Source organism: Rossellomorea aquimaris (assembly GCF_000935355.1).
Taxonomy (GTDB): domain Bacteria; phylum Bacillota; class Bacilli; order Bacillales; family Bacillaceae_B; genus Rossellomorea; species Rossellomorea aquimaris_B.
The window spans coordinates 68108-80621 of the sequence record NZ_JXZC01000006.1 but is presented as its reverse complement, the minus strand read 5'-3'; the positions used below and the strand labels follow the sequence as shown (position 1 = coordinate 80621).

At 42.8% G+C, this 12514-nt stretch carries 9 protein-coding genes and 1 other annotated feature; of the genes, 1 reads left to right on the top strand and 8 read right to left on the bottom strand.

The window, feature by feature from the left end; genetic code table 11:
• Positions 1–38: 38 nt before the first annotated feature.
• Positions 39–267 (bottom strand) — a binding site (T-box leader).
• 70 nt (positions 268–337) lie between these two features.
• Complete coding sequence (locus TV75_RS14680; protein WP_374054381.1) at positions 338–523, bottom strand: RNA polymerase subunit sigma-70; 186 nt, start codon at positions 521–523, stop codon at positions 338–340.
• A 190-nt stretch (positions 524–713) separates the two neighbouring features.
• Between TV75_RS14680 and TV75_RS14675 the strand changes: the two genes are divergently transcribed.
• Positions 714–2456 (top strand): SH3 domain-containing protein, encoded by a 1743-nt coding sequence (locus tag TV75_RS14675; protein WP_044339545.1) that lies wholly within the window; start codon positions 714–716, stop codon positions 2454–2456.
• Between the two features lie 66 nt (positions 2457–2522).
• Here TV75_RS14675 and dtd read toward each other — a convergent pair whose 3' ends face one another.
• The 7 genes from dtd to secDF form a co-directional block, all read right to left on the bottom strand.
• Positions 2523–2963, bottom strand: coding sequence for a D-aminoacyl-tRNA deacylase (gene dtd / locus TV75_RS14670; RefSeq protein WP_044339544.1), 441 nt, complete (start codon positions 2961–2963; stop codon positions 2523–2525).
• Between the two features lie 14 nt (positions 2964–2977).
• Complete coding sequence (locus tag TV75_RS14665; RefSeq protein ID WP_044339543.1) at positions 2978–5167, bottom strand: RelA/SpoT family protein; 2190 nt, start codon at positions 5165–5167, stop codon at positions 2978–2980.
• Positions 5168–5455: 288 nt separating this feature from the next.
• On the bottom strand, positions 5456–5968 hold the full coding sequence (locus tag TV75_RS14660; protein WP_044339542.1) for an adenine phosphoribosyltransferase: 513 nt from the start codon (positions 5966–5968) through the stop codon (positions 5456–5458).
• Complete coding sequence (gene recJ, locus TV75_RS14655) at positions 5959–8322, bottom strand: single-stranded-DNA-specific exonuclease RecJ (protein WP_044339541.1); 2364 nt, start codon at positions 8320–8322, stop codon at positions 5959–5961. Before recJ ends, TV75_RS14660 begins: the two co-directional genes overlap by 10 nt.
• A gap of 538 nt (positions 8323–8860) precedes the next feature.
• A complete protein-coding gene (locus tag TV75_RS14650) occupies positions 8861–9196 on the bottom strand; it encodes a LapA family protein (protein WP_044339540.1) in 336 nt (111 codons plus the stop codon).
• Positions 9197–9209: 13 nt separating this feature from the next.
• On the bottom strand, positions 9210–10094 hold the full coding sequence (locus TV75_RS14645) for a cation diffusion facilitator family transporter (RefSeq protein ID WP_172655785.1): 885 nt from the start codon (positions 10092–10094) through the stop codon (positions 9210–9212).
• A gap of 143 nt (positions 10095–10237) precedes the next feature.
• Entirely contained in the window at positions 10238–12502 is a 2265-nt protein-coding gene (gene secDF / locus TV75_RS14640) for a protein translocase subunit SecDF (RefSeq protein WP_044339538.1), read from the bottom strand.
• Positions 12503–12514 lie beyond the last annotated feature (12 nt).

Genomic DNA, 12514 nt, shown 5'->3' with positions numbered 1-12514 from the left:
TGTAAATAAAAAAAAGCCCTCAATCCCTTGTATATCATACAAGGGACGAGAGCTGTTATTCCCGTGGTGCCACCCTAATTGAAGTCTATATAGACCTCCACTTAGCCAGTTAACGCCTGGTACGTTCATCTCCTACTAAAGGACCTTTTCAGAGAGAAACCTCCTGAGTGTTCATTCACTAAGTCACATTGTAGAAATGCTCTCAGCCAAGGCATTTCCTCTCTTTACACGTGGGTGTCAGCTACTATGCTCGATCAACGGTTTTTGTAAATGTTATTTTATTTCTATAATGATACGGATGCCGTATGTTCATGTCAAGAGGTTAAAGAAAATTTCGTTACGATCTTTCCATTTTCTTTTTTAATAGCTTAACTTCTTTCAATGACAACCCGAACTCTGAAGCAAGCTCCACATTCAATGCATCTTTCTCTCGTTCCATAAACTGGTGAAAATCCACTCCAAACAGCTGGTTATCACCATTTGCATTCATAAACCCTTTTTCACTTGACCTCAATTCAATCATCCTTTCAAAACATTCCTTAACTCTATCATTTCCAATTACCTATTTTTATTTCGTTTTAGAGGAATTTTATTTTTTTTATCGTATTAAAACCTTAAGGGTTTTTTCGATAAATCGTCGGAAAGGTGATCAATATTTTAGTGAAAGGATCCGATATTACTATTGTGTTTTCTATTACTGACAGGAGGTGAAGATGATCAGGAAAATAATTGCATCGATACTGATTGTGCTTATGATCCTTCCTTTTCAGCCACTTGAAGCTGATTATGCACATGCAGAAACAGGAAAGGTGACGATCAGTGTTTCGACTTTGAATGTCCGTACGGGGCCCGGACTCAGTTACCCTGTTCTGACGAAGGTACATAAAGGGGAAGAGTACAATATTGTAGACACTCAAAATGATTGGTATAAGGTAGATACCGGTAGTGGAGAGGGCTGGGTGGCCGAATGGCTTGTCTCAGCAGATTCTGCCTCTTCCGATGTCTCTTCACTTAAAGAAGGACAGGTAAACACCGATGGTTTACGCGTCAGAAAGGGGCCCGGCACCTCTGAAGGAGTTGTGACGGTCTTAAGCACTGGTGATAGAGTAACCGTTTCCGACAAAAAGGGTGACTGGCTGTTCATCGAATCGGGAACGGTCAGCGGCTGGGTTCATGAGGAATATATATCGGAAAACAATCCCATTCCTCCCCCATCGAAAAAGAGTGAGAATAAACAAGGAATCATCACCGACAACTCCCTTAATGTCCGAATGTCTCCTTCTGTTCAAAGCTCCGTCCTGGGAGTATTAAATAAGGGAGATCACGTTGAGGTTACCGGAAGTGTCAGCGGGTGGTACGAGATTCAATTCGGCAATGACAGGGCATGGGTGAACGATGCATATATAGAATTCTCTTCGAGTTCCAATGAAGAGGAGCCTGCTGCCGCATCCACAGAACTTATAGGAATCATCACGGTTCACGGCTTAAATGTCCGGGACGAAACGTCTTTAAATGGACGCGTCGTGGGAAAGGTATCCAAGGGGGAGAAATATACCCTATTGAAAGAGAAAAACAATTGGTATCAAATAAAGCTCTCTAATGGAAAAAAAGGATGGGTGGCCGGTTGGTACGTTCAAAAAACCGTTACAGCTTCTGCTCATGAGAGTGAATCCTCATTGGAAAATGAAAACGTCACAATTCTATACAATGGCACCAATATCAGAAGTGATGCAAATGCCCAAGCTAGTGTTATTGCCCGGGCTTCCAGTGGAGAAACCTTTTCCGTCAAGAGCAAAAACGGAGATTGGTATGAAATACAATTAGAGGATGGAAGCGCAGGTTTTATAGCCGGCTGGGTTGTGTCCATCCGATCCGGTACTGGTGAAAACACCACTCCTTCCCGTAATAGAAAAGGCGGCATACAAGATAAAGTAATCGTGATTGATCCCGGTCATGGAGGAAGAGATAGTGGAACCATCGGAGCAAGTGGTACTTTGGAAAAACTCCTTACCTTGAGAACCGGGGAACTCCTCGCTGAAAAGTTAAAGAGTGCAGGGGCCAAAGTGGTCTTCACGAGAAAAAACGATGAATATCTTTCGTTACCGTCAAGGGTATCATTATCTCATTATTATCAGGCTGATGCCTTTATCAGCCTCCATTTTGACAGTATTCTTGATTCTTCTATCGTCGGCCATACCACCTACTATTATCAAAATCAGCAGAAAGAACTTGCAGACGATATTCACGGGAGCCTGGCAGATCGATTACCGACAAAAGACCGTGGTGTACGAGTAGGTGATTATCATGTTGTACGTGAGAATAATCAGCCGGCAGTCCTTCTAGAACTTGGTTTCTTAAGTAATCCTGCAGAGGAAGCCAATGTTAATACTCATTATTTTCAAGACCTGGCGGCAACGGCTATCTATCATGGATTGGGAGATTATTTCACAGACTGATGATACGCCGGATGCAGTATGTTTCATGAATGAAAAAAGCTGATCCTTTGGAGGATCAGCTTTTCTTTATTTACTTTCTATGATTAGTGTAACAGGACCATCATTCGTTAAATTGACGTCCATCATGGCTCCAAATACGCCCGTTTCCACTTTGACACCTTTTTCTTTTAATGCCTCATTAAAGTAGTCGTAAACAGACTCTGCGAGATCTGGCTTCGCTGCACTCATGAAGTTCGGCCTTCTTCCCTTACGGCAGTCCCCATAGAGTGTAAATTGAGAGATGGAGAGAATCTCGCCTTCTATATCCAACAAAGAATGATTCATCTTCCCTTCTTCATCTTCAAAAATGCGCAGGTTCACTACTTTTTCGGCAACATAACGAGCATCCTCTTCCGTATCATCGTGTGTGATACCCACAAGCAAGACAGCGCCTGAACGAATGGCTCCCTTTACTTCTCCATCAACGGTGACGGAGGCTTCTTTACTTCTTTGCAGTACAACCCTCATAAAGAAATCTCCTTTTAATTCATGATTCTTCTTACAGCATAAATATCTGAAATTTGTTTAATTCTCTCTACCACTTTGTGTAAGTGGGATATATTATGAATCGAAATGGACATATTGATGGTTGCCACCTTATTTCGATCGGATTTTCCACTTACGGCCGATATATTCGTCTTCGTCTCATTTACCGCCTGAAGCACTTCATTCAAAAGGCCCCTGCGATCGTAACCGGAGATTTCTATATCCACATTGTATTCTTTACGGTCATTTCTATCACTTTCCCATGAGACTGGAATGAGGCGCTGTTCTACTTCATCCGCCATTACATTTGTACAGTCGGCACGATGCACAGAAACACCTCGGCCTTTCGTGATAAAACCTACGATCTCATCCCCTGGGACAGGGCTGCAGCAACGGGATAAACGGATAAGAAGATTGTCAATGCCCTCTACCTGGACACCGGCATCTTTTTTGCGTTTGACCGGTTGGGCATTCAATTCTTTCATCGTTTCTTCCAGGCTGTCTTCCTGTTCACGCTTCTTCCGGTCTCTCTCCGTTAAGCGGTTGGCGATTTGAGCCGCCGTGATCCCGTTATAACCAACGGCTGCATACATATCTTCTTCATTTGAGAAGTTAAACTTCTCAGATACACGTTTAATATTTTCAGCAGTAAGGATTTCTTTCACATCGAAATCTTGATTCTTGATTTCTTTTTCTACTAAATCCCGGCCTTTTTCAATATTTTCTTCTCTCCGCTGCTTCTTGAAGAATTGCTTGATCTTGTTCTTCGCTTGAGATGTTTGCGCAAGCTTCAACCAGTCCTGACTGGGGCCGTAAGAATGCTTGGACGTGAGAATTTCAATGATATCCCCCGTTTTCAACTTATAGTCAAGAGTGACCATCTTACCATTCACTTTGGCTCCGATCGTTTTGTTCCCGATTTCTGAGTGAATACGATAAGAAAAGTCAATCGGGACAGACCCCGACGGAAGTTCCAGTACATCTCCTTTAGGCGTGAATACAAAGACCATATCAGAGAAGAGATCAATCTTAAGAGACTCCATGAACTCTTCCGCATTGGCAGATTCGTTTTGGAACTCTAATATTTCCCTGAACCATGAGAGCTTCTTCTCGAAGGAAACCGTTTCGTTCGCTTCTTTTCCTTCTTTATATGCCCAGTGTGCCGCGACACCGTACTCAGCGATTTGGTGCATTTCAAGCGTTCTGATCTGCACTTCAAGAGGATCCCCTTTTGGACCGATGACAGTTGTATGAAGAGATTGATACATATTCGGTTTCGGCATGGCAATATAATCCTTGAATCTGCCAGGCATTGGCTTCCAGCATGTATGGACGATACCGAGTACAGCATAGCAATCCTTTATACTGTCTACTACGACACGTACGGCGAGCAGGTCATAAATTTCATTGAATTGTTTGTTTTGAAGAGCCATTTTACGATAGATGCTGTAAATATGCTTAGGTCGTCCTGAAATTTCCGCCACGATTTTCACGTCGCCTAACTTATCCTTAACCTCATTGACGACTTCCTCTAAATACTCTTCACGCTCTGCACGCTTCTTCTTCATCAAGTTGACAATACGATAATACTGTTGAGGATTCAAATACCTGAGCGATGTATCCTCTAATTCCCACTTAATCTTTGAGATCCCTAAACGATGTGCCAGTGGCGCGAAGATTTCAAGTGTTTCATTTGCAATTCTCCGCTGCTTTTCCTGTGGTAAATGTTTCAAGGTTCTCATATTATGAAGTCGATCTGCCAATTTAATCAGGATGACCCGGATATCCTGCGCCATCGCCACAAACATTTTCCGGTGATTTTCAGCCTGCTGCTCTTCCTGTGACTTGTATTTAATCTTTCCAAGCTTTGTGACCCCATCTACGAGCATGGCCACTTCAGCATTGAATGCTTCCTCGATTTCACCAAGAGAAACACCGGTATCCTCCACTACATCATGAAGAAAACCGGCAGCGACGGTTGCAGGATCCATTTCAAGATCCGCGAGTATCCCTGCCACCTGGATCGGGTGGATGATATAGGGCTCACCAGACTTACGGTACTGCTCACTATGGGCATCCCTTGCATACTCATAGGCTTTCTGAACCATCTCTACATGCTCAGCGTTTAAGTATTCTCTTGTTTTATCAATAACCTGTTCAGGGGTTAGTACTTGATCTTTAGCCATGATCAAAATCACCTTTGTATTTTAATATATTTCACTAGTGTTCGATTTTAATGATTGTTACTATTATCAAAAAAAAACAGGGTTATGTAAAGGGGTAAGTGTAAAATTCTCAGAATTCATCTGTTTTTGTCGATGATTGTCGACACAAAAACCCATTCCATTCATTTTTAACCTCCCATTAACCCTTCCAAATAAAAAATAAGGGCTGACATTCAAAACCGGATGTCAGTCCCTTAAGTTAACAGTATACCAAATAGTATATACGTGTATGTGTGTTGATAAACAATATTAGTATTGCATTAATGTAAGAATATCGTAGTTATCAAGCTTATCGCGGCCGTCAAGGTACGTTAATTCGATTAAGAATGCCGTGCCGGCTACAATTCCACCTAATTCTTCTACAAGCTTAATAGTAGCTTCGATTGTTCCACCCGTTGCAAGCAAGTCATCTGTAATGAGCACTCGTTGGCCAGGTTTGATTGCATCTTTATGAATCGTCAGAGCGTCTTTACCGTACTCTAATCCGTATTCTTTTTGAATGGTTTCACGCGGTAACTTACCAGGTTTACGTACAGGAGCAAAACCTACTCCCAATGCATACGCAACTGGGCATCCAATGATGAACCCTCGTGCTTCCGGTCCCACAACCAGGTCGATTTGTTTCTCTTTTGCATATTCTACGATTTGATCTGTCGCGTATCTATAAGCATCACCATTATCCATTAATGTAGTGATGTCTTTAAACTTGATTCCTTCTTTAGGCCAATCCTCAACGATGGTAACATATTGTTTTAAGTCCATGCTTTTACTTCCTCCTCAATTGTAACAGACTCTTCTATCCTTTCATTAAACCAAGTCTTCAACTCTTGATAGGAAGAATATAACAATTCGTTTTCAAGCTCGTATTGTTGTTGTTTCTTCTGATAAGTTAGAGATTCAGAAAGATCTTTCTTGGTTTTCTCAGGATTGAGAGAAATAAATCCATTCACTATTGTAACAAACTTCAAATCAAAAAACACCTGTGACATGAAATCTATTGTTTCTTTTGACCAGCCTTTGTATTTCGCAAGGTCATCACCGTGTTTATTTAAATCAAATGATCCACGCTTTGTTAAGAATCCATAATACCACTTGAAGTGATCACGGGTCGGCATCGTACTGAAAAAATGGTCTTCTTCCTGAAAGAAATGAGCATAAATACGATGCGGACGCCCCTTCTTCAAGAGCTCTTCTAGTATTGTTTTAGAAGTCGGCAGATCCAGAAGCACCAAACTTGCATTATCGGTTACAAGGCCATCAAGTGAAGAACCATCCTCAAGCATTATCACTTCATCATTTTCCAGACTCAGTTTTTCTAAAGTAGCCCGATTAAAACAAATGACTTTTTTATTTTCTTCAGGTATGAGTCCATTCCATTTATGGACTTGTTTGATCCCACGGACATCAAATAATTGCCAATGCTCAATTTTCACATCATGTAAAAATATTTGAGGCTTCTTACGGTTATTCCATTCATTTATGGATAACTCACCAATTACAGAGGCATTGGAAAATGGGGTCATATGATCAGCCAGCTCTCCCAATCCAAAACCGACACCATCCAGTTGCACGCCCTTGTCTTCCAAGACCAGCTTCAAGTGATTTTGTGCAGATCCGATTTTTTTATAATGTTCGATGCTTACACTGTCTATGATCCACTTCGGTTTTGGATTATGCATTCCAAAAGGGGCCAGAAGCTGAAGCTTTTCAATCGACTCTACTGAAATTTCGTCAACTGTAACAGATGCATCAAGCTGTGTGACGGGTATAAAGTCCTCTTCAGTCAATTCAGTGGAAGCCAACTCATTTAATCGGTCTCTGAACTGTGCTACATCGGCTAACTGTAAGGTCATACCTGCAGCCATGGGATGTCCTCCGAAATGGGGAAGGATATCACGGCAGGTTGATAAATTCTTGAACAAATCGAAACCTGCAATACTTCTTGCAGATCCCTTTGCCGTTCCCTTCTCAGAATCGTAACTAAGTACGATGGTCGGACGGTAAAACTTGTCCACTAAGCGTGAAGCTACAATTCCGACGACCCCCGGATTCCAGCCTTCTTTTCCAATCACGAGGACACGGTTATCGTTCAGGGGAAAATCATTCTCCACCATCTTGACCGCTTCTTCGGTCATTTGAGACACGATCGCCTGTCTTTCTTTATTCAAGCTGTCAATTTCTTCAGCCAGGGCCTTTGCTTCCTCAGCATCTTCTGTGAGCATAAGATCGACGGCAGGGTCTGCATCCCCTAACCGACCTACAGCATTGATGCGGGGAGCAATCATGAATCCAATCGATTCCTCTGTAATCTCGTGTTGTTGGGCATTGGCAATCCTGCATAAGGCTTTAATACCCAATCGGTTTGAAACGCGAAGCTTTTCAATCCCACGCTTGGCCAGAAGGCGATTCTCTCCTCTTAACGGTACTAGATCGGCGATGGTCCCAATCGCGGCAAGATCAAGGAGGTGGACAGGAGGTTCGCCGTAGAGGGCATGGGCCAGTTTGAATGCCACTCCCACTCCTGCCAGTTCCCCAAATGGATAGGCGGTCCCTTCGACCTTTGGATGAATCAAGGCAAAGGCTGGCGGCAATTCCGGTCCGGGTTCATGGTGATCCGTAATGATCAAATCGATCTCCAGTTCTTTTGCCAATCTTGCTTCGTTCACTGCAGATATCCCTGTATCCACTGTGATGATGAGCGTGAATTCTTCATCCTTAGCCCATCGGAAAGCTCCTTCATTCGGACCATACCCTTCACTGAAACGGTTAGGGATATAGAATTCCACATCTGCTCCCAGGTCCCTTAACACTGTCATCAATACCGACGTACTACTTACACCATCAGCGTCGTAGTCCCCATAAACAAGAATCCTTTCGCCATTTTCAATGGCTCTGTGGATTCTTTCCGTTGCTTTCTTCATATCTTCAAATAAAAATGGATCGTGAAATGAATCGCCTGTATCAAATAAAAAATTCCGAGCCTCTTCTACGTCGTCCAAGTCCCGGTTGATTAATAATTTCGCCACAAGCGAAGGTACTTTTAATTCATTTGCCAGTTCTGATATTTTATGTTGATCTGATTCTGTCATCATCCAACGTGTTTTTGAGTTTAACATACGTTCACCCCTCAGCCTTACTCATTATACAAAAAGGAGGGGGCGGTTTCAATCTTATTAGAAGGGTGACTCAAAAGAAAAGGCTGCTTGGGAAGTCCAGCCGGCAAAAGGCAAATCTGACAAATCTTCAAACCGATTCAGATAGTGATCCTGGTCCAGGAGCAGATAATAATCTCGTTTCACCACTATTGTTGATGAAGAGGGATATTTTGTAGCAAAAACCCATTTTTGTGCTTAAAAACGTAAATTATATAGTGGCTACTTGGTGGAACCCTGCCAATGAATGTATTTTCTAAATACCTGTGATGAAAATCCAGCCGTTTTCAGTCATAATCCGGCCGAAATTGGTGATAATCCAGCCGTTTTTCGTCATAATCCAGCCGTTTCGGTTGAAAATCCGGCCGAAAACCGAAAAAATCCAGCCGATTAACAATTTTTACTAAAAATCAAACCTAACAGAGCCGGATCTACATGCATGTCCCATCAGAGTGATACTTTATAATAAAAAAACAGCCTGGTGGCAAAACCACCAGGCTGTTTACTCTCCTGTTTCCCCTACTGTGCCGGGAGCACTCTTTTTCAATGGCACCTTTTCGGCCTTTTCTTTATGCATGCCTTCTGCTTGTTCCTTCAATAGTAAATTTTCTTTCTCTAAAGCCTTCACTCTTCGTTGGACGACGAATAATCGAAACAGTCCAACCGAGCCGATAATGACTCCCCCCATGAAGACAGATCCGAGGATTACTAATATAAGAGGCCAGTCAGCTTTACCAAAGAAGTAATTGACGGTGACAGGATCTACATTGATGACAGCGAAAACAGAAACCACCAATGCAAAGAAAATACCCAATAATAATGTCCACTGAAATTTCATCGGATTCCCCTCCTTATGTTAAGTCTATTTGTTCATCCCTTTCTTCAGAAGCCGGATTGTACGGATTAATATGAATGAACACATCATTCACATTGGATTCTTCAAGAAGTTTCTTCTTCACCTGTTTTCCGACGCGATGACCATCCTCGACAGTCATGTGAGGATCGACACTGATCTTCAAATCAATGATGACGTAATGCCCGTGTTCCCTGGCATGGAGTTCATTGATTTCCTTCACTTCAGGAACGGATTCCACTATGTTACGAAAGGGTACGATATCCTCCTCATGCATGACGTGATCCAGGGTATTATGTATGGATTCGGCACCCAAGTGCCAGGCCATCCTGAGGACAAGGAGTGAAACAAAGATTCCCGCTACCGGATCTGCGTATACAAGCCAGCCTATATCGAATTTCCCACCAAGGATGGATGCGGAAATCCCGACAAGTGCGGCAATGGATGAAAAGACATCTGAACGATGCTCATATGCATTGACGATCAAAGCATCACTCTTTATTCTTTTACCCAATCGATATTTGTATTGAAACATTGCTTCTTTCACAATAATGGAAAAGATGACGGCATAGATGGCAATCGCTGTTGGAGGTGTCAATGGATGAAAAAAAGACTCTATAGATGACTTTCCAATTTCGATACCTACTAAGAACAATAAGACTGCAACAATGATTGCTGCTATGGACTCGGCCTTCCCGTGACCATATGGATGATCCTGATCAGGAGGCTGCTTAGCTGCTCGTAACCCGATAAAGACGGCGAGTGACCCTGCAACATCCGAGGCAGAGTGAACGGCATCTGCAATCAACGCTCTACTATTTCCCAATATACCGGCTCCCCACTTGATGATCGCCAGAACAATATTCCCTACAACACCAATCATTGCAGCTATTTCAGCTTTTCTAAAACGGTCTTCATGATTCAAGGTGTCGCCTCCTTTCAACTCTTATTATTGTAACCCAATGCCGTAAAAAAACAAAAAAAGACAGGTCCTGGGAGAAGTACTCCCCGGACCCATCCAATCTCTTAAACTTGTGGTTCATCCGACCACGTTTTCTTTTCTTTTACTGTTTTGATCGTACCTTTTTTCTTCAGTTCTTTCTTCTTCAACACGAGCCAAACTTGAGAGGCAATGAATACAGAAGAATACGTACCTGAAATCAACCCGACCAATAAGGCAATGGAGAAGTTACGGATGGACTCACTTCCAAAGATCATGAGAGCAAGAACTGTAAACACCACGGTTAAGACGGTATTAACCGAACGCCCCATCGTTTGTCTGATACTTTGGTTCACTACGTCTTCGATGTCTTTATCCGTTTTCAGACGACGCTTCTTATGAAGATTCTCACGTAACCTGTCAAATGTAACGATTGTATCGTTGATCGAGTAACCTACAATGGTCAAGACGGCTGCGATAAATGTTAGATCTACCTCAAGCCGTGTTAAGCTGAAGAAGGCTATGATAAAGAATGCATCATGCAGGAGTGCAAGGATCGCACCGGCTGCCATTCTCCATTCAAATCGGAATGTCACGTAGATGACAATCCCTATGGATGCAATCGCAACAGCGATCATCGCATTTTTGGCAAGCTCTTTCCCGATGACTGGAGAAACGGTGCTGATGCTTGGTTCCGCTCCGTACAGTTCGTTAAATCGGTCCTTTAATGTGGCGATTTCATCTTTGTTTAAATCTTCCGTATAGCGAACGACGGCGATATTTTCCTCGTCCCCTGAAATGACCACATCTTCAGAAGGCAAATCGAGTTCTGTTAATTCTTCTTGTATCTCTTCTGTCTTTAAGCTTTCATCAGCAAGGATTTCCATACGTGAACCACTCACGAAGTCGATCCCTAAATTCAATCTGAAAATAGCCAGGATGATAATTCCTGCTGTGATCAGGATAGCTGATAACCCGAAGAATTTTTTTCGTTGTGCAGCAAAATCAAAGCGATCGAAACGAGTCGGCAGATCCAGCGTATCGTAATTTTCCGCCAGGTCTTTGATTTCGTTTTTGTTCACGCCGAACCAGCCCGGTTTTTTGTTAAAGAAGCGGCTGTTTACCCACAGTCCAAGTAATAAACGTGAACCCCATACGGCCGTTATAAAGCTTGTCAGGATACTGACGATCAGCATCGTCGCAAATCCTTTTACAGAGCTTGTTCCATATAAGAATAGGACCGTTGCTGCAAGGATCGTCGTTACGTTCGCATCCAAAATCGTTAAGAAGGAAGATTTATTACCCGCTTGGAAGGCTGAACGTATCGGCTTTCCTACACGCATTTCTTCTTTGATCCGTTCATACGTGATGATATTGGCATCAACGGCCATACCGACCCCAAGGATGAGGGCTGCAATCCCCGGAAGTGTAAGGACCCCATTCATTAGGTCGAAAATCAATAGAATCAAGTATATATAAACGGAAAGGGTGATCGTTGCAATCAGTCCAGGGAAACGGTAATACGCTATCATGAATAGGAATATGATGGCAATCCCGATGATTCCGGCAGTGACTGTTTTATCAAGTGCCTGTTGACCGAACTTTGCCCCGACAGAAGTTGAATATTTTTCATCCAGCTTGACCGGGAGTGCCCCCGCATTCAATAATGAAGCAAGATTTTGGGCACGCTCAACGGTGAAATTCCCTTCGATGATGACTTCATCGGAGTTGATCGGTTGCCTTACAGCAGGATCAGAAAGGAATTTCGGGTCTTCTTTCCCCACTTCCGCTTGATAAGAATCTTTTCCTTCCTCGAAATCCAGCCAGATCACAAGCTGATTTTGAGGGGCCATAGCAGATATTTCCTTCGTTAATTCATAGAATTTTTCACGATCTTTTAATTTCAATGAAACGATTGGGTTGTTCTTATCATCAAAGGTTTGCTTTGCGGAGCCGGATGCAAGATCCGATCCATCCAAGCGAACTTTATCATTTACGTCACGAAACGAGAGGTTTGCTTGAGTGGACAAGATTTCTCTTGCTTCGTTTTGGTCTTCCACTCCCGCTAATTGAACACGGATCCGATTTCCATCTTCAATTTGAATATTAGGCTCACTGACACCTAATACGTTAATACGCTTGTCCAGCGCATCGGCTGTATTGGCAACCGTTTCTTTCGTGATCTCCTGACCTTTTTTAATCGGTTGAACTTCGTAAAGAACCTCAAACCCACCCTGCAGGTCCAATCCTAATTTGATGTTATCGACAATACTCTTCGTTGTTCCTCCCATAGTACCTGCAAGTAATACCACAAGTATAAAGAAGGCAATTATTCGGCCACGCTTTACCATTATGTATAGATC